The 19377-nt window shown below is 45.4% G+C and carries 13 protein-coding genes, 2 tRNA genes, 2 rRNA genes and 1 pseudogene; 9 read left to right on the top strand and 9 right to left on the bottom strand.

Annotated elements, in window-relative coordinates; genetic code table 11:
* The 4 genes from ACNPNW_RS00505 to ACNPNW_RS00490 form a co-directional block, all read right to left on the bottom strand.
* Positions 1 to 353: ribosomal RNA gene (locus tag ACNPNW_RS00505) — 23S ribosomal RNA — on the bottom strand; the annotation flags it as partial.
* A gap of 490 nt (positions 354 to 843) precedes the next feature.
* A tRNA-Ala gene (locus ACNPNW_RS00500) sits at positions 844 to 919 on the bottom strand.
* Positions 920 to 990: 71 nt separating this feature from the next.
* A tRNA-Ile gene (locus ACNPNW_RS00495) sits at positions 991 to 1067 on the bottom strand.
* A 60-nt stretch (positions 1068 to 1127) separates the two neighbouring features.
* A 16S ribosomal RNA gene (locus ACNPNW_RS00490) occupies positions 1128 to 2665 on the bottom strand.
* Positions 2666 to 3206: 541 nt separating this feature from the next.
* Here ACNPNW_RS00490 and ACNPNW_RS00485 point away from each other — a divergent pair.
* The 5 genes from ACNPNW_RS00485 to ACNPNW_RS00465 all read left to right on the top strand — a co-directional run bounded on the left by ACNPNW_RS00485 (position 3207) and on the right by ACNPNW_RS00465 (position 7185).
* Positions 3207 to 4106 (top strand): MlaA family lipoprotein, encoded by a 900-nt coding sequence (locus ACNPNW_RS00485; RefSeq protein WP_253160905.1) that lies wholly within the window; start codon positions 3207 to 3209, stop codon positions 4104 to 4106.
* A 103-nt stretch (positions 4107 to 4209) separates the two neighbouring features.
* Positions 4210 to 5178, top strand: a complete 969-nt coding sequence (gene gigA / locus ACNPNW_RS00480; RefSeq protein ID WP_004732911.1) for an RsbU family protein phosphatase GigA — start codon at positions 4210 to 4212, stop codon at positions 5176 to 5178.
* A 112-nt stretch (positions 5179 to 5290) separates the two neighbouring features.
* Entirely contained in the window at positions 5291 to 5809 is a 519-nt protein-coding gene (gene gigB, locus ACNPNW_RS00475) for an anti-anti-sigma factor GigB (RefSeq protein ID WP_004647542.1), read from the top strand.
* Positions 5810 to 5829: 20 nt separating this feature from the next.
* A complete protein-coding gene (locus ACNPNW_RS00470) occupies positions 5830 to 6657 on the top strand; it encodes a carbon-nitrogen hydrolase family protein (protein ID WP_448766379.1) in 828 nt (275 codons plus the stop codon).
* Positions 6658 to 6759: 102 nt separating this feature from the next.
* Entirely contained in the window at positions 6760 to 7185 is a 426-nt protein-coding gene (locus ACNPNW_RS00465) for an organic hydroperoxide resistance protein (RefSeq protein ID WP_005246047.1), read from the top strand.
* 58 nt (positions 7186 to 7243) lie between these two features.
* On the opposite strand, the pseudogene ACNPNW_RS00460 reads toward ACNPNW_RS00465, so the two are convergent.
* Positions 7244 to 7991, bottom strand: a pseudogene (locus ACNPNW_RS00460) (IS5 family transposase).
* Between the two features lie 190 nt (positions 7992 to 8181).
* Here ACNPNW_RS00460 and ACNPNW_RS00455 point away from each other — a divergent pair.
* On the top strand, positions 8182 to 8574 hold the full coding sequence (locus ACNPNW_RS00455; RefSeq protein WP_420937544.1) for a DUF4951 domain-containing protein: 393 nt from the start codon (positions 8182 to 8184) through the stop codon (positions 8572 to 8574).
* A gap of 50 nt (positions 8575 to 8624) precedes the next feature.
* On the opposite strand, the gene gspE is transcribed toward ACNPNW_RS00455, so the two are convergent.
* Complete coding sequence (gene gspE, locus ACNPNW_RS00450) at positions 8625 to 10112, bottom strand: type II secretion system ATPase GspE (RefSeq protein WP_191112227.1); 1488 nt, start codon at positions 10110 to 10112, stop codon at positions 8625 to 8627.
* A gap of 144 nt (positions 10113 to 10256) precedes the next feature.
* Here gspE and ACNPNW_RS00445 point away from each other — a divergent pair, with 144 nt between their 5' ends.
* Positions 10257 to 11036 (top strand): DUF432 domain-containing protein, encoded by a 780-nt coding sequence (locus ACNPNW_RS00445; protein WP_191112231.1) that lies wholly within the window; start codon positions 10257 to 10259, stop codon positions 11034 to 11036.
* 9 nt (positions 11037 to 11045) lie between these two features.
* Positions 11046 to 11969: a mechanosensitive ion channel family protein gene (locus ACNPNW_RS00440; protein ID WP_184412616.1), complete on the top strand. Its 924-nt coding sequence runs from the start codon at positions 11046 to 11048 to the stop codon at positions 11967 to 11969.
* A gap of 98 nt (positions 11970 to 12067) precedes the next feature.
* On the opposite strand, the gene ACNPNW_RS00435 is transcribed toward ACNPNW_RS00440, so the two are convergent.
* The gene (locus ACNPNW_RS00435) at positions 12068 to 14776 is read right to left on the bottom strand and encodes a DUF2339 domain-containing protein (RefSeq protein ID WP_191112226.1); all 2709 of its coding nucleotides are present in this window, start codon (positions 14774 to 14776) and stop codon (positions 12068 to 12070) included.
* Between the two features lie 161 nt (positions 14777 to 14937).
* Here ACNPNW_RS00435 and polA point away from each other — a divergent pair, with 161 nt between their 5' ends.
* Entirely contained in the window at positions 14938 to 17700 is a 2763-nt protein-coding gene (gene polA / locus ACNPNW_RS00430; RefSeq protein WP_191112225.1) for a DNA polymerase I, read from the top strand.
* A 247-nt stretch (positions 17701 to 17947) separates the two neighbouring features.
* On the opposite strand, the gene ACNPNW_RS00425 is transcribed toward polA, so the two are convergent.
* Together ACNPNW_RS00425 and proC are read right to left on the bottom strand one after the other, a co-directional pair.
* Entirely contained in the window at positions 17948 to 18517 is a 570-nt protein-coding gene (locus ACNPNW_RS00425; RefSeq protein ID WP_004278259.1) for a YggT family protein, read from the bottom strand.
* Positions 18518 to 18536: 19 nt separating this feature from the next.
* On the bottom strand, positions 18537 to 19376 hold the full coding sequence (proC, locus tag ACNPNW_RS00420; protein ID WP_004647533.1) for a pyrroline-5-carboxylate reductase: 840 nt from the start codon (positions 19374 to 19376) through the stop codon (positions 18537 to 18539).
* Position 19377 lies beyond the last annotated feature (1 nt).

Below are 19377 nucleotides of genomic sequence, written 5' to 3'. Positions count from 1 at the left end.
CATATAAGCCCTTTCGTGTACAGGACTATCACCGTCTACGGTCGCACTTCCCAGAGCGTTCCACTAGAACTTATATGACTTAATGGGCTCTTCCCCTTTCGCTCGCCGCTACTGAGGGAATCTCAATTGATTTCTTTTCCTAAGGGTACTGAGATGTTTCACTTCCCCTCGTTCGCCTTGCAACACTATGTATTCATGTTGCAATACCTACCTTATGGTAAGTGGGTTTCCCCATTCAGACATCTCCGGATCACAGGATATTTGCCGCCTCCCCGGAGCTTTTCGCAGGCTATCACGTCTTTCATCGCCTCTGACTGCCAAGGCATCCACCACATGCACTTAATTACTTGACTATACAACCCCAAACAGTCGTTTATCCTTACAAGTAGGATAAGCAACAGATTGTGATGATCTCTCATCACGCTCATACAGTTGGCGTTTGTGCACTTAAGCACCGTACAGCTTCAATTAGATTCATATACCAAAACGCTTGATTCAGTTAATTTCGCTAGTAACTCATTTCTTTCATCTTCACATCACAGTAATAAATCACTGCTAGTGTTAATGTCAGTCATGAGTATGAACAAATTATTTCAACTCAAATATATTCTGTTAATGATTTTTCCAGCCTTCGTCAGGTCAGGAAACTGTGATAAATCACAGAGGTTATCAAGTGCGCGTATCATAACGCTTGTACTTGTTAATCTCTAGGATCTAAACACTTGATCGCTTAAGGACTAAACTAACAATCAATACTGTATTGATTACTATGTCTAACGTAGCTTTTGTTAACTTTCAAGTGATAGCATTATAGCTTTGCTTTATGCATTACGATATGAAGTATGGTGGAGACTAGGAGAGTCGAACTCCTGACCTCCTGCGTGCAAAGCAGGCGCTCTACCAACTAAGCTAAGTCCCCAGCTTATCAATAAGTCAATGTATCGTTCCGTTCTGTTTGCTTCAGCACTTTCATGCTTCGTTAGTCAGATTTGGTGGGTCTGACAAGACTTGAACTTGTGACCCCACGCTTATCAAGCGTGTGCTCTAACCAACTGAGCTACAGACCCTCAGATACATCGTATGAAGAACAACTTGTTGTGGATTCTTACCAATCGTCAATCTTTCGTTAAGGAGGTGATCCAGCCGCAGGTTCCCCTACGGCTACCTTGTTACGACTTCACCCCAGTCATCTGCCACACCGTGGTAAGCGTCCCCCCTAAGGTTAGACTACCTACTTCTGGTGCAACAAACTCCCATGGTGTGACGGGCGGTGTGTACAAGGCCCGGGAACGTATTCACCGCGGCATTCTGATCCGCGATTACTAGCGATTCCGACTTCATGGAGTCGAGTTGCAGACTCCAATCCGGACTACGATCGGCTTTTTGAGATTAGCATCCACTCGCGTGGTAGCAACCCTTTGTACCGACCATTGTAGCACGTGTGTAGCCCTGGTCGTAAGGGCCATGATGACTTGACGTCGTCCCCGCCTTCCTCCAGTTTGTCACTGGCAGTATCCTTAAAGTTCCCGGCTTAACCCGCTGGCAAATAAGGAAAAGGGTTGCGCTCGTTGCGGGACTTAACCCAACATCTCACGACACGAGCTGACGACAGCCATGCAGCACCTGTATGTAAGTTCCCGAAGGCACCAATCCATCTCTGGAAAGTTCTTACTATGTCAAGACCAGGTAAGGTTCTTCGCGTTGCATCGAATTAAACCACATGCTCCACCGCTTGTGCGGGCCCCCGTCAATTCATTTGAGTTTTAGTCTTGCGACCGTACTCCCCAGGCGGTCTACTTATCGCGTTAGCTGCGCCACTAAAGCCTCAAAGACCCCAACGGCTAGTAGACATCGTTTACGGCATGGACTACCAGGGTATCTAATCCTGTTTGCTCCCCATGCTTTCGCACCTCAGTGTCAGTATTAGGCCAGATGGCTGCCTTCGCCATCGGTATTCCTCCAGATCTCTACGCATTTCACCGCTACACCTGGAATTCTACCATCCTCTCCCATACTCTAGCCAACCAGTATCGAATGCAATTCCCAAGTTAAGCTCGGGGATTTCACATTTGACTTAATTGGCCACCTACGCGCGCTTTACGCCCAGTAAATCCGATTAACGCTTGCACCCTCTGTATTACCGCGGCTGCTGGCACAGAGTTAGCCGGTGCTTATTCTGCGAGTAACGTCCACTATCCAAGAGTATTAATCTCGGTAGCCTCCTCCTCGCTTAAAGTGCTTTACAACCAAAAGGCCTTCTTCACACACGCGGCATGGCTGGATCAGGGTTCCCCCCATTGTCCAATATTCCCCACTGCTGCCTCCCGTAGGAGTCTGGGCCGTGTCTCAGTCCCAGTGTGGCGGATCATCCTCTCAGACCCGCTACAGATCGTCGCCTTGGTAGGCCTTTACCCCACCAACTAGCTAATCCGACTTAGGCTCATCTATTAGCGCAAGGCCCGAAGGTCCCCTGCTTTCTCCCGTAGGACGTATGCGGTATTAGCATCCCTTTCGAGATGTTGTCCCCCACTAATAGGCAGATTCCTAAGCATTACTCACCCGTCCGCCGCTAGGTAATGTAGCAAGCTACATTTCCCCGCTCGACTTGCATGTGTTAAGCCTGCCGCCAGCGTTCAATCTGAGCCATGATCAAACTCTTCAGTTTAATACTATGTAGCACCTTAAAGGGTGCCAATCTTGGCTCATCAATTTTCTGACAAATATTTCTCAAATAAACTTCGAGTAATTTCTACCATCAATCAATGAAAATAATTTCGATCGATCAACCAGTAAAAATCCACACAAGTTGTTCTTCATAATCTCTTAATGATCTTCTTGCTAATTCGTCACCAGCAAGCTAGGTCGGCTATATTACTCTCTATCTCTAGAAAGTCAACCAGTAATGAAAACTATTTTTAAAATTTCTTTCTAAAACCTAACTCAATCAAACTTAACTAAGTCACTGTTTTATCAGAAGTTTTAATCTTCATCACCGCCGATGGATGTGCATTCTACAGCATTTCAGAAGGCTTGCAACACCTTTTTCAAGAAAATCATTTTGTATGTATATTTTTTAAGCTTTTCGTGTGTTTTCATTCATTTTTTATACAAATTTGCTTAAATGATGTCTATTCGTGAATATAACGTTTATTATTTTCATACTAATAAGTAGTGCTACTTACACAGAAAAGGCCTCAGGTTACCTTATGCATCGTTCTATTTACTTATCTATATGCTTATTTTCTTTAGCTTCAAGCGCACATGTTTTCGCTGAGGTGGCCACCGGTGTGGAAAATCTGGAAAACGAGCCTGCAAAAACGCCGCTTAGAACAAAGATATCAACCAAAGCTCAACAATTACAAACGCAACTGAAAGTTGATGCCAGTGCAGCACAGGCAGAAGAAGTTAAAGATCCTTTTCAGCCCTTAAATAGAAAGATCTATCAGTTTAATGATGCGATTGACCGCACCGTGGTACGCCCCATAGCTGTACAATATGTGGAAAAAGTTCCTCAAGATGTTCGTGGCAGCTATACCCAATTCCGCAGTAACCTGGGTGAACCTTGGAATGTGGTGAATCAGCTGATTCAAGGTCGTCCTGCCCGCGCTGCTAAATCTCTAGGTCGTTTTACTATTAATACCTTAACGACTTTAGGACTGGCTGATCCAGCACGTCGCCTTGGCTTGAGCCATGAAGAGGAAAAATTTGGAATTACTTTAGGGTATTATGGGGTGCCTTCTGGCCCTTATATCATGTTGCCATTTTTAGGTCCAAGTTCTGTCCGTGGGGTGATCGGTACTGCTGTAGATAGTCAGGCCCGTCCACAAAAATACATTCTCGAAGATGAAGATGGACTTTACTGGACTGATCAGTTTTGGCGTGCCATTGATACCCGTTCAGAAATACTGGACGTTGAAGGGGTGCTGACTGGCGATCGCTATGCGCAGATTCGCGATATTTATTTGCAACGTACCAATTATGCAATTGCAGAAAAGAAAGGTACAGAACAAGATACGCTGTTCCTAGAAGATGATTTTGAAGATGAGAATTCTGATGATGCACCTTCTAGTGATAGCAACATTGAATCTTCAAACGAAGATCTTTAAGTTTAAGCTTCATGTATGATTGCTAGTGAAAATCTGTTCGCTAGCAATACTTTGCTTGTTATAGTACATCTTATAACCAATCCTGGGATTGAATCACTTTTTTATGTATTTCATTCAACCGACTCGTGATATTCCTTACTTAGATCAAGTACTTGATACGCTTCCGCATGTTCAGATGATCTATCTGGATGATCATGAACTGTATGACTCTACGATTATTGCGATTGCAGATGTACATGATTATCTGAAATATAAGTGGAATCTACCTACGATTGTACTGGCCTTAGAAAATGAAGGTACTGCTTTGGCTCAGGCCTGGGAACAAGGTGCTTTAGCCGGCTGGATCTGGAACAAGCTTCCCGAGAATCCAGATCTGGCATTACAAAAAATTGATGCACAATATAAGCGTAACCAGGATAGCCGTGACCTTCCTTCTGCTGCAGAACTACAAAAAAAATTGTTACCGAATCCTATTGAACTGACCAATTACGAGGTCGAAACCTATTTTCAGCCTTCAGCCTATCTTTCAGGGGATTGGTATGATTATTGGAAAATCAGCGACAAAGAAGTGATTTTCTATTTGGCCGATGTATCCGGACATGGCGTCACCAGTAGTTTGCTCACGTCCTGGATGGCTGCTTTCCATGGTCGCTCCAAGACGCCGCGCGAGCTGATCAAGAAGCTGAACGGCATGCTGATGCAGGAAAATATTGAAAAGCACATCACCATGATTGCCGGGATTCTTAATCTGGAAACCCATGTATTAAAATGGTCCAGCGCCGGACATTATCCACCACCAATTATATTTGAACCCAATCAAGAACCTAAAATCCTCTCTTCCAGCAGTTTCCCTTTGGGCTTAACCGAAGATCTTGAAGTTGAGGAAAATGAATGGGTATTAAGTCGCAATGCGCGCTTTATTATCTGTTCGGATGGCGCACTGGAACCTTTTGATGGTGGTTTAAATGAACAATTCTCGCAATTATTACACCATTTGCAGAATCAATCTTTTCAGGCTCCGGAACATGTGGCTGACGATATCGCCTTTTTAAGCTTTATCCGCGTAAATTAGCAGTATATTTACAGGCTTTATAAGCACTTAATTTGATTACTACTTTCAGCCACTTGAGTATCAATACACCCTATGGGATAATTTAATATCCTTCTCTGCAAATGGCATTTATATGTCAACAGGTCATGTTGAATATGCAAGTCTGAATGGAACGCATATTTTTAAGCTTATCGGCGAAGTGCGTGCCCAATCTTGTATTAGTCTAGACAAATTACTGAACAAAATTGAACAGCAAGACAACGTAGTTGGCGCTATCGTTGATCTCACCGAAACCAGTTTCATTGACAGTACCGTACTGGGTGTTTTAGCGAAACTAGGACTCAAACTCAAGCAAGTACACAATATTCAGGCTGTCATGCTTTCTACCAATTCTGACATTACCACTTTGGCCAACAGTATGGGATTGAGCCAAGTGTTTGTGATTCTGAATTATTGTGGTGATCCAAATGTCTGCACACGTGCGCTGATGGAAGAACATGTCACGCATCAAAATATGCTGAATACGGTTCTGGATGCGCATAAAACCTTGATGAAACTGAATCAAAGCAATCAGAACATGTTTGAACCTTTAGTCAAACAGCTACAGAAAGAGCAAGACAATTTAGATAAAATTTCCGAGCAAAAGGTATAACCATCTTATAAGAGGACCCTATGACTTTACTTTCTGTTGTACAAATGAATTCTCAAAATGAAATTGATGCCAATTTCGTGGAGATTGAATCTTTAATTCAACAAAGTAAGGCCAATGGAGCTGAACTGATTGTTTTCCCGGAAAACTTTGTCTGTTTTGCCGCAGGAAAACAGCGTGAAACTGCTGCACAATTTGAAGTGATTCAGCAGCGTCTGGAACAACTTGCCCATCAATATGACACCTGGATCGTCGCTGGTACATTACCCTGCCCTTATCGTCCGGATGGTTCAATCATTGAAGATGGCCGGGTGCGTACCGTTAGCCTGTGTATCAGCCCGGAACGCACTGAAGCGCGTTATGACAAAATTCACTTGTTTGATGTGCAAGTCGGTGATGCTGTAGGCGGTTATCAGGAATCCAAGTTCTTTGAGCCCGGCACAGATGTTATCGTAGCCAAAACCCCTTTTGGTAATATTGGTTTGATGGTCTGTTATGACCTGCGCTTTCCGGAACTGGCGTTAAATCTACGGGCTAAAGGTGCAAACCTCTTGACCGCTCCTTCTGCTTTTACCTATACCACAGGTGAAATGCACTGGCAGCTCCTTTTGCAAACACGTGCTCTAGATAGCCAATGCTCGGTGCTTGGTGCAGCTCAACAAGGCTGGCATGGTGAAAAACGTCAGACTTGGGGACACGCAGCCGCCACCAATAGCCGTGGACAACTTCTCAATATGATCCATGCAGAGGGTGCTCAACTCATTTCCGTCGACTTTGATTTAAATGAACAGCAAAAAGTGCGTGAATCCATGCCTTTAATGCAACACCGTAGACTTCTTCAACTTTCCTGAATCGTTTCATTTGCTTGCATAAAATAACAAAATCCCTGCTTATTCTTCAGGTGAAATCACCGAGCATAGAAGCTCTACGAAAAATAAACAGGGATTTAACTCATGTCATTAGAAAAAGCCGTCTATACCGCACATGCCAAAGCCACAGGGGGCCGTGATGGCCGCGCCATTTCTGACGATCAGATTCTGGACGTCCAATTGGCCGTACCTAAAGAAATGGGGGGACCAGGCGGTGGAACCAATCCTGAACAGCTCTTTGCCGCAGGTTATTCCGCCTGTTTCTTGGGTGCAATGAAATTTGTTGCCAATCGTGACAAGCTCAATATCAGTAAAGATGCCTATATTGAAGGTGATGTTGGGATTGGTCCGATTCCTACCGGGTTCGGGATCGAAGTGACATTAAACATCCATCTTGAAGGCATGGATCAGGAAGAAGCGCAAAAACTGGTCGATGCTGCGCATATCGTCTGCCCATACTCGAATGCGACCCGCAATAATATTGATGTGAACTTAAATGTGATTACTTAAGATTTTGATTTAACTGCTATCCTGAAAAAAATAGCTTCAGGATAGCTAGGGCGTGTCATCAATTAAGCCAGATTATTGTTGAGGCAAGATAGATCGCTGACAGGAAATTTTGAGCCAATTTATCATAGCGTGTGGCAATACCTCGATACTGCTTGAGCTTAGCGAAGAAGTTCTCGATCAGATGCCTTGCCTTATAAAGGTGTTGGTCATAATCACGCTGATCAATTGTGTTACTTTTGGATGGCATCACGATCTGACCATTGATCTTATGAATTGGATCAATCACCCGATCCCTGGAATTGTAGGCTTTATCCATGAGCCAAGTCTGACTTAACGATAAGTCCAGCAGCATATCCGCACCATTTAAGTCATGAGCCTGCCCGGCAGTGAGATAAAATCCTGTTGGATTGCCTAAAGCATCAGTACGGGCATGAATTTTGGTACTTAAGCCACCTTTACTGCGTCCGATCGCCTGTTCTTTTTTTCCCGGCACTGTGTTGATGAGCACGCACAATGGTTGAGTCTAGCATGACATATTCATTGTCACAGTCATGTGACAGCACTTCAAAAATTCTCTGCCACACGCCTGTTTTAGCCCAACGGCTAAAGCGAGTGTGCACAACTCTAAAATCCCCAAAGCGTTCTGGTAAGTCTCGCCACGGAATACCTGAACGATACCGATACAATACTGCTTCAACAAATAGCCTGTTGTCTTTCGCAGTTACTCCAACAGTACTCGCTCGTCCGGGCAACAGATCCTTAATCTGTTCCCACTGATCATCTCTTAATGCATAGCGTTTAGTCATGAAAAAATAATGAGGACAGATCAGATTTTCTCAAGCTAATTGATGACAGGCCCTAGACTTCAATTATAAATTTCAACTTTTAGTCGCCTCACTTTCCCTAAACAGCCAGCTTCCTTTTCAAAACAACAGCAAAAATCCAAGAACATATATATAATGATTCTTATTTACAATGATCTGATTTATATTATTAATGTTAAAGCCTGTTCTGTTAAGTTGTCTCTTACTCACTGTTGCTACTGTCTCTTTTGCAGATCTCTATCTCTCAGAAAAAACCCGTCCGCATATAAAATCTCTGGTTAATACCGAAATTGAACGCCTGCCCATTCCTGCAACACCTAAAAATATGATTCTGCCTGAATTTGGTAAAGGGATTATTGGTTGGGGCGCTGGCCTTAAAGATGCCGAAGCTCGTTTTCTTAATATCAATCGAGCAGATGTTAAAACAATGAAACAGGCAGGATTGAGTTTAGCGATGGTACAAGCCTGGCAGACATTTTATGAAAATGAAACTTTGCGCAATCCGGGCAATCCGACTGCACCTTTTCGTGCACAACTCATGAAAAAAATCGCCAGTCTCTGGTAAATATCCAAAAGTCCTGACGATCCTTATAATAAAAGTAATAGATTAAAAGATTACTCCGCCGCTTCGTTGGTCACTCGCAATACTTCTTCAATCATGGTTTTTCCGGCCAGTACTTTACGCAGACCATCATCACGAATGGAACCTGACTGCTGACGTGCATAGCTTTCGATTTCATATTCAGCCGCATTGCCATGAATCAAACGGCGCATATGATCATCGACTGACACAATTTCATAAATCGCGGTACGACCACTAAAGCCCGTATTGCCACAGCGTTCACAGCCTTGAGGTTGCGGTAATCTTAAATCTTGGGGATGCTCAATATTGCCAAATAGATTCTTTTCGAAAGCATCTGCTTCATGCCAGGTCGCGCAATGTGGACACAAGGTACGCACCAGACGTTGGGCAATTACCCCGATTAAAGAGCTGGACAGCAAAAATGGCTCGATCCCCATATCTTTCAGACGTGTAACCGCACCAATCGCGGTATTGGTGTGCAAGGTGGATAACACCAGATGTCCAGTTAGGGATGCCTGTACCGCAATTTCTGCGGTTTCCAGATCACGAATCTCACCGACCATGACCACATCCGGGTCCTGACGTAACATGGCTTTTAATGCACGGGCAAAGGTCATATCCACTTTGGTATTGACCTGCGTTTGTCCAATACCTTCCAGCTGATATTCAATCGGATCTTCAGCCGTGAGGATATTCTTGGAACCATCATTCAGGTCTGAAAGCGCCGCATATAAAGTGGTGGTTTTACCCGAACCGGTCGGGCCAGTCACCAGAATAATCCCGTGCGGGCGATGCACTAAGGTCTTGAGTCGATCATAGTCATTATTCATCAGACCCAAGTGTGTCATATTCAAACGGCCAGCCTGCTTGTCCAGCAGACGCATCACCACACGTTCACCATAAGAAGAGGGCAAAGTTGATACACGGACATCAACTTCACGCCCCGCCAGGCGCAAGGAAATACGGCCATCTTGTGGGATACGTTTTTCGGCAATATCCAGTTTGGCCATGACTTTAATACGTGAAACCAGAAGCGGGGCCAGTTCACGGCGTGGCTGGACAATTTCGCGTAACTGGCCATCGACCCGTAAACGCACCGACAGTTTTTTCTCAAAAGATTCAATATGAATATCGGAAGCCCCGACACGAATTGCCTCGGACAAAAGTGCATTGATCAGACGGACAATCGGCGCATCATCTTCCTGGTCCATCAGGTCTTCAGCTTCCGGAACCGAATCAGCCAGACTGAGTAAATCAGGATGATCTTCCAGACCGGCAGCCACCTGCTGCGATTCGCCGCTATCGCCGGCAAAACTGGAACTGAGTAACTGGTTAAATTCCTGTTCGCTACAGAGTTGAAAATGAGCCGGATAACCGAGCAGACGGCGAGCTTCCTGCAATGCAAGCATCGAGGTATTGTCACGACGCAGAATAAAGGCCTGATCTCCCTCATAACGCAACAGCACACCATGGCGCTTGGCGAAGCTATATGGGATTTGTAATTGTTTAAGTACTTGCATCGCGGATTATAATAATGATGAAAAAATTTAAATTGAGTGTACTCTAAGCATATGACAGCGTGAAGTATGTTTTCAAAGATTTAGCAAGAAAGGGTGCCAAGATTGCCGCAAGATAAAGATGAATTAATCCCGAATACAGCGAAAATGCGCTGGTGGGGAGAACAGAATTTTGAAATAAATCAGTCTAAAGCCTGGCAGTTTGGCTCCTTGCTGTTTCGGCTAACCCGAGGGATTCAGGAATGGCGACTGGAATATTTCCGCCCTTCTGTGCAATACGATTATGAGCAGCAATGGCGTCAGATTGATGATCCGAATTTTGCATTTCCACCGCCCGTGAAAATTGAACGCTATATGTTCAAATCCACACAAAATAAACTGCAGCTGATGCCTCGCCTTGCCGATCGTTCTGTGGTGATCAAGCCGGTCGATCCGATTTATATTCCTGCCGGACAGCGCGGTACGCTTTATATCAGCACGCCCTTATGGATTGCCGGTTTTGTCGAGGGGCAGCGCGAACCGATTTTCGATTTGCCGGTAATCTTGCCAAAAGACACCTGGTTTGGACCCAATCATCGCTCGGGGGAAATCTGCTATGCCACCGCAGTCGATGGCAGAACCGAACTGAAACAGTTACATCCGCGAGCCTTTCGTGCAGTCACGCCGATTGAGTTTCACAATACAAGTAACCAGCAATTGCGCTTTGACCGAATGAATGTGCCAGTGCCTGCCCTGCCGCTTTTTTACAGTGAAAGTACCGGCCGCTTATGGACCTCGCAAATCCGGGTCTTGCATGAGAGTTCGGATCGTCCACCGCGGATCCGGGTGGAAAACCGCACGCCGCCGAATGCCGGCGAAGTCGCCTATCTGCATCCACCGCGCGATCCGGCAGGCGCTTTATTTAATATGTTTGATTCATTTTTCTAAGGGCGTCTGATGCCAAGTTCAAATATTCCGACCGAAGTCACCAATAGCCTGAAGGGAGTATTTACCAATATCAATACCGATCGTTTGACCGAAGTTTTGGTGGCGGTGGTGTTGTGCTTTATTGGTTTCCTGATTGCGCGCTTTATTTCCAATACCTTTATTCGCACCATTGGTGTCCGTTTTAATGCCCATCAAAAACTGGTCTGGCGCCGCGGGATTTTCTATTTTATCTTCCTGCTATTTGTGATGGCCAGTCTGAAAGAGGCTGGTTTTAAACTCAGTGTCTTCCTTGGCGCTGCCGGAATTTTAACGGTCGCACTGGGTTTTGCTTCGCAAACCTCAGCATCCAACCTGATCAGTGGCCTGTTCCTGATTGGTGAAGGTTCTTTTGAAGTCGGTGATACCATCCAGATTACCTTGATTCGTGGACATACCATTGAAGGCGAAGTGATTTCGATTGATCTGCTCTCGGTTAAACTTTTGACCCAAGATAATATCTATGTGCGTTTACCGAATGAACAGCTAATTCGGGCACCGGTGCAGAACTTGTCGAAATTTCCGATACGGCGGATTCCGATTACGTTGGCGATCAATTTCCATGAAGATATTATCAAGGTGCGCGAAGTTCTGTTGGATGTTGCCAACAAGTATCCACTGGTTCTGGCCGACCCAAAACCGGCAGTCACCGTTACTGCGTTCCGTGAATCTTCGATTGAACTGCTGTTTGCTGTGTGGTGCCAACAGGAAAACTACCTGAAAGTTCGTGATGAAATGCAGGAACGGATTCGCAACGGCTTTGTCGATAACCAGATTGAAATTCCGGTGCCGAAAATGGGCTTTGTCGATCACCCACTTTCCCGTCCTTTGGAGAATGAAGAGATCGATCAATACGCCAATGACAAGGCAATGAAAAGAGAGCCAGATTTAAAATAAATTAACTTTAGGTGAGAGTAACATCGAAACCAAAACCTGCATCAGTGAAGAATGTTGCCTCTCCTTTCTTAAAGGAGAGGGTTAGGGAGAGGATTCAATTAATCAGTTTTCTCCGGCATCGGCGCAATATAAGCAATCAGCAGCATCACCCCGCCCGCCAGCAGGAAGGAAATCACCCGTGTCAGGGTGCCAATATGTGACAGGTCAAATAGTACGAGCTTCAAGGTCACAATCACCAGAATACTGCCGCCTAAAATCCACATTGGTTTCAGTTTTTTGAGTGTTGCTGTCCACATGGTAATCCAGGCCAGCAATACCCAGAGTATGGTCAGACTAAGCTGAACTGTCGCATTGCTCCATAATGCCAGCTCATTAAACGGCGTCTGCAGGTACACATGTAAAGCTCTTAAAACAATATAACTGGAAAGCCATAACAGGCTTAGTACCATTAAAACTGCGATCATGCCTTTATCACGTCCCACTTTAATTTGCTGTAACAGCATCCAGATAAAGCTGGCAAACATGGCGATACTGATCAGATCAAAAGGATTCAGAATTGGCAGCCAGTAATACTGAAAGGCTTGCTGACTAAATAACTGTGAACAAACCAGCCAAGTTGCCATCAGCAATAAACAGCTCTTGGTTTGCCAAAGCTGCTGCCAGCCTGACTGCGGATCCTGTCGATAACACCACAGGCAGAATAATAAAGGTAAAATCACCATGCTCAGATAAGGCATGTTCGGGATCAGACATAAACTTGCCAGAGCCAGACTGCTAAAAACACCAAAACTCATCCATTCCTTGGAGAGCTGCAAGCCAGCCAACGGTCTAAGCCACAAAATGGCTAGTAGCATCGTAGAAAGGGCAAAAACTCCACGTTCAAAACTACTATTCCAGACAATCACCGCATTTTGACTACGATCCAGGGTCAGAATCGCCGCAATGACCAGCAAGGGCGAGATGCCGCTCCACTTCGGCAGTAACCAGGACCACTCCTGATTTTTGCGCAGGATCATTTCATTGAACAGTACATATCCCAGTATGATGATAAATAAACTCAGCACATAGGCATGCTGACTCGGAAATTCATCTTCCAGCAAGGCAAATAACATCAGGCTGGCCGCAACACTTAAACTGCTTAAAAAGCTGACACTCAGACTATCCATCTGCTGCTGGTACTGCTTTTTAAGCTGGCTGATGACTACGACTGCCACATAGCACAGACTCAAAATCCAGAAAATGATTCGCGGTGTTGGATTAATCTCGACCAGATAATACAGGCTGCTGAATCCGGCCATCAGCAATAAGCCCATGCTCAGATAGTGTGCTACCCGGACATTTTTTTCCAAGGCCCACAAATAAATCAGAACACCTTCAACGGCCCAGCCGACCACACTCCATTGCTCTGTCAATAAGATCGGTGGCACCAAGGCGAGAAAAATCAGCATCAGGCTCAGATAGCTCTGCGAAATGAGCTGGATAGTTTGCTTACGGTGCAGCAGTGTCCAGCAAGCGGCAAAGACCAGTGCAAAGAACAGGCTTAACCCAGCTTGCCAGAGTTTTTGATTGGGCTGATTAAAATGAATCAGATACAGAAAAATATAAGCGGTAATAGGGGCAGCAAAAATCAGCGCTAAGTCCAATACCGGTTTTAACTGAAAACGTGAGAGATCCTGTCGTGCCAGCAACTGGCTAAAGCGGAAACCTAGCCAGATAAACAGTGCACTATGTGCCAGAATCAGCGCAGTCATGGCATAACGCTCATATGTATAACCATGAATCAGGCTATATATCCCGCCAACGACCCCAGTGACTAAAAAAGCAATCTGATTGAGAATCTTCCATGGCCGGAAACTGCTCAGCACTGCTACCCCGATATTGATCAGCAGATAATAGCTGATCAGCTCAACAGCCGAAGCATCGCGGGTCGGCAAGGTAAACGGCGCCAGATAAGCAATCAGCAAAGCCATCAAGGCCAGTTCGATGCTTTCCTGTTTCAGACTTAAATATAGAGTGATGGCCAGAATGATGAGGAATAGCAAAGTCGCCAACGGCAGCGTGGGAATCACCAGATTGTAATAGGCAAAAAATAAGGTCAGGAACAGACTGCCCAAACCCAGTCCTTCTAGTGCCAGAGCAAAACTCCGATTTTTTTGCATCAGGCGATAACCCAGACCTGTTACACAGCCACTTGCCAGTGCAACCAGGCCCAATTTTGCAGCCAGACTGAGTTGCCAGTGCTCGGTGGCAAAGCGCAGCAGTAAAATAATCCCAATCACCAAAATACTGATTGCGACCTTGAGGACAGGATTCCCCTGAAAAAGCCAGCGCTGCAGTTGATCTACCAGATGAGGAGAATCGTTTACCTCTTGGGCAGACTCGGTTTTCACCAATGGAACAGAATCGGATCGATCCGGTGATCGCTGTAAGGGATCGGCAGAAAGAGATTGTGATTGCAGCTGTATCAAGCGCCCTTCCAGACGTTGCAGCCACCTGAGCAAAAAGAATACCCAGGCCGTAATCCCGATCCCCATCAACCAATCCAGTTCAGCCAGTCCACCAACAATGGCAGTAATTGAAGAAATATATAAAGGAACTTTAGAGTTTTGCTCCAAGGACATCTGCTGCTGTCCGGCCAATTGATTCAGCTGTGCTTCTACCGCAGTGACATATTGCATCACGCTAAAGATAAACCCCAAACCACACAGATAAGTCACAATCTGATAACCCAGATACCAGGCGCTGATCCCGGCAATCAGCAGGGTAATCAGCCAGATCATGCGCAACTCATTCCGTCCTGCAGCCATTCTTATATTTCTCTTTCCTGAATTGTTCCATCATACAACAGCTTGTGCTGCTTATTTCATCTTCGGCCGATATTCGCTAAGCTGTAAACTCAGACTCGTCTCAGCGAGCGCGGTAAAAATCACGTACAATAGCGCTGTATTTTGAATAAGGAATTGATTACATGCCACCATTTGTCTTGGTCGATGGCTCTTACTTTTTATTTCGTGCCTTTCACGCACTGCCACCATTAACCACGTCAACCGGTTTACATACCAATGCAATTCGTGGTGCGATTTCTGCTATTCAAAAACTGATGCGCCGGACCCAACCGACCCATATGGCGGTAATTTTTGATACCCCCGAACCGACCTTCCGGCATGAGCTGTCACCGATTTATAAAGGTGACCGTCCCAGCATGCCAACGGAATTATCCGAACAGATTCCTTATCTGCATGCCTTGATCCGCGCCTTGGGCATTCCGCTGCATACCTTGCCGGGTGCCGAAGCCGATGACATTATCGGGACACTGGCCAAACGTGCCGAGGCGATGGGACATCAGGTGCTGATCTCTACGGGCGATAAAGATATGGCGCAACTGGTGACCGAAAAAGTTACCCTGGAAGACAGCTTTAAAGAAAAACCGCTGGATGTCGACGGCGTGTTTGAAAAGTTTGGCGTCTGGCCGAATCAGATTATTGACTATCTGACCCTGATGGGCGATGCATCAGATGGCATCATGGGCGTGCCAGGTGTAGGTGCCAAAACTGCAGCAAAACTGCTCACTGAATATGGCTCGATTGGCGGCATTTTAGAAAATGTCGACAAGATCAAAGGCAAAGTCGGTCAAAATATTAAAGAACATGTCGATGGCATTGCACTGGACCATCAGCTGGCCAGTATTGTGATCGATCTGGATCTTAACTTTGGTTATGACGATTTAAAACTGTGTGAGCCGAATGTCGAGACCTTACGTCATTTGTACACCGAGCTGGAATTCCGTAACCAGCTGCAGTCCTTAGATCACCCGAACAACCCGAATAATTCAAATTATCAGCAAGCAGCAAAATCTATTAACGCCAAAGCGGTTACAGCACCAGAACCTCTGGAAGACCATGCGTCTGTGACCAGCAGTGATGACCAGTTAGGACAAGCCACCTATCACACGGTATTAAACCAACAAGATTGGGACACACTGTTTGAACGCTTAAGTACCGAAAAACGTTTTGCCTTTGATACCGAAACCACCAGTCTGGATTATCGTATTGCACAGATTGTCGGTTTCTCGGTCGCCTTCGATGCGCAAGATGCCTACTATGTTCCCTTGGCACATGATTATGAAGGCGCACCGGAACAGCTGAATCGTGAAGTAATTCTGGCGCAGATCAAACCAATTCTGGAAGATGAGTCTGTAAAGAAAATTGGTCATCATCTGAAATATGATGCACATGTACTGGAAAATCATGGTATTCATCTGGCAGGCTGGTATTTCGACACCATGCTGGCTTCCTATGTCCTGAATTCCGTCGCGACCCGTCATGGCATGGATGATGTGGCCCGTCTGTATTTGAGTCATCTGACCACGACTTATGAACAGGTGGCCGGTAAAGGCGCCAAACAGAAGACCTTCAACCAGATTCCACTTGAAACTGCAGCGCATTATGCTGCAGAAGATGCACATGTTACCTATCGTCTTTATGAAGTCTTGAGCAGCAAATTACAGGCACATCCTGAACTGGTGAATATTCTGCATAATATTGAAGTTCCGGTCGCACGTGTACTGACGCAAATGGAAGAAAACGGCATCGAACTGGATCTGGCTTTTCTAGATCAGCTTGGGGGCGAATTTTCCAATACCATGCACAATCTGGAAAACCAGATCATGGAAATTGCCGATGAAAGCTTTAATGTCAGCTCACCTAAACAGGTCGGTGAAGTGTTATTTGAAAAGTTGGGGCTAAAAGGCGGTAAAAAAACCACCACCGGACAATACAGTACCAGTGAAAGTGTACTGGAAAAAATTGAACATCCGATTGCCCAGCTGATTCTGGAATATCGTGGTTTGTCCAAGCTGAAAAGTACCTATACCGATGGCTTATGCAAACAGGCCAATCCTGATACCCACCGTGTGCATACCAGTTACCATCAGGCACTGACTGCAACTGGCCGTTTATCATCGACTGATCCAAACCTGCAGAACATTCCGATTCGTGCCGAAATTGGCCGTCAAATCCGCAAGGCATTTGTGGCACCGAAAGGTCGTGTTTTGCTGGCAGCCGATTACTCACAAATCGAATTGCGTCTCATGGCACATTTATCTCAGGATGAAGCTCTGCTGGATGCATTCATTCACGGTCAGGATGTACACCGCCGTACCGCAGCTGAAGTTCTAGGCATTCCTTTGGAAGAAGTGACCAATGACCAGCGTCGTCAAGCCAAGGCCGTCAACTTCGGGCTACTTTACGGTATGTCCGAATTTGGTTTGATCCGTCAGTTGGGCTTTACCCGTCAGGAATCACAGGATTATATCAAGCAGTATTTCCATCGTTATCCGGGCATTTATGACTATATGCAACGTACCCGTCAGGTCGCATTAGAACAGGGTTTTGTTGAAACCCTGCTCGGACGCCGTTTATATACTCCAGATATCGATGCCCGTAATATGATGGTGCGTAAAGCGGCAGAACGTGCTGCGATTAATGCCCCGCTACAAGGTTCAGCTGCGGATATCATTAAAATGGCGATGATTGAAGTCGACAAGATGTTGCCGAAAAATCAGGCCAAAATGCTGCTGCAAGTTCACGATGAACTGGTGTTTGAAGTCGATGAAGACATTGCCGATGAACTGGCACCTAAACTGGCTGAAGTGATGCAATCGGTATTGCAGATTTCTGTACCATTGGTGGTAGAAGTGGGTAAAGGCAAAAACTGGGATGAGGCGCATTAAAGGGTTTCCTCACCCCAGCCCTCCCCCCTCTGGGAGAGAGAGTGAAAACCAATATTATTTTAAAGGTATCCCCTCTCCTCTCAGGAGAGGGTTAGGGTTAGGGAGAGGTTAATATCCCATCTTCTTGTACTGCGATTAAAACTTGTTCACCGTTTGGGAAGTTTAACAAATCCTTCCCAACTTCCCTTTTCTAAAGGGAGGAGCAAATAAAAAAGGACGCCTCAGCGTCCTTTTTATTTGGATCCGATTAAAGACCGGTAAGCAATACAATCGCCACCTGGTTCATAATCATTTCGATAATAATCAAAGTTAAAATAGCGAAGATTGGAGAAAGGTCAATCATCCCCATATTTGGCATGATACGACGGAATGGCGCCAGTAAAGGCTCAGCCAGCTCTTGCACGACTTCAATATAAGGCGAACGAGACTGAGTAAACATCACCACCCAACTTAAGATAATCGTAGCGAAAATCAAATAACGACAGAAACGGATAAGATCCTGCATCATGGTAACAAAAGTCAGAATAATCAGATGGACAGGCCCATTCGGCATCCCCCCTGACAGATACATCATGCCAAAAATTTTAAGCAGATAGAGCACGACCAGTAATGCCAAAGCAGCAGTACTGACTCGACCTTTGGCCAAAGTTGGGAAAATTCGACCAAATACATCTACAATTTTAGTGGCTTTCACAGTAGAAAGAACCACAGGATTGTAAGGACTGACCGCTGCCAGTTGCATTAAAAATCGGAAGAATACGAGCAAAATCGCGACGTTAATGATAATGCCAAAAATTAGCGCAGAATTTGCACCCATACTTGAACGTTCCTAAAAATTAAACTGAAGATTTGCTGCTTTCACTGAGCTCTTGTGCCAGTTCTTGACTGCGTTTTTGTGCAGCGGCAAGTGCCGCCTGAATATTTTGAGAAATCTGGGCGCGATCAAAGACTTCAAGTGCGGCCTGTGTAGTCCCATTTGGAGAAGTCACATTTTTACGTAACTCAGCGGGCGTATTCGAACTGGTAATCGCCATTTGCGCCGCCCCTAAAGCCGTCTGCAAGGTGAGTGCAGTTGCAACTTTTTCATCCAGACCTAAATTTTTACCCGCACGAATCATACTTTCCATCATATAGAAAAAGTAAGCCGGACCCGAACCCGAGACTGCAGTGACTGCATCAATTTGTGCTTCTGAGTCGACCCAAATGGTCAGTCCGGTCGACGCCAGAACCTGACTGGCTAGCTCACGGTCACTCGTTTCCACAAATGCATTGGCATATAAACCATGAGCCCCGGTCTGTACCAATGCTGGCGTGTTCGGCATGACCCGGACAATACGCTCTGTCCCCAACAATGCTGACAATGTGGCAATTTCTGCACCGGCAACAATGGAAATAATCAGCTTATTATTAACCAGACCTTTTAAGGGTTGCAGCACTTGAGCCAAAACCTGAGGTTTTACCGCCAATACGACGATATCTGCATCCTGAATTGCAGCGCTATTATCCCCGGTCACATTAATTTCTTTTTCCGCCAATAAAGCACGGACTTTTTCGACCGGATCAGAAACTGTAATACGTGTTGCTGGCAAACCACGTGAAATCAGACCGCCAATTAAGGCTTGGGCCATATTACCGCCACCAATAAAACAGATATTACAATTTAAAGCTGCACTCATG

It is taken from the genome of Acinetobacter endophylla, from assembly GCF_053543775.1.
The sequence above is the reverse complement of the archived record's forward strand: the minus strand, read 5'-3'. Positions and strand labels throughout refer to the sequence as shown.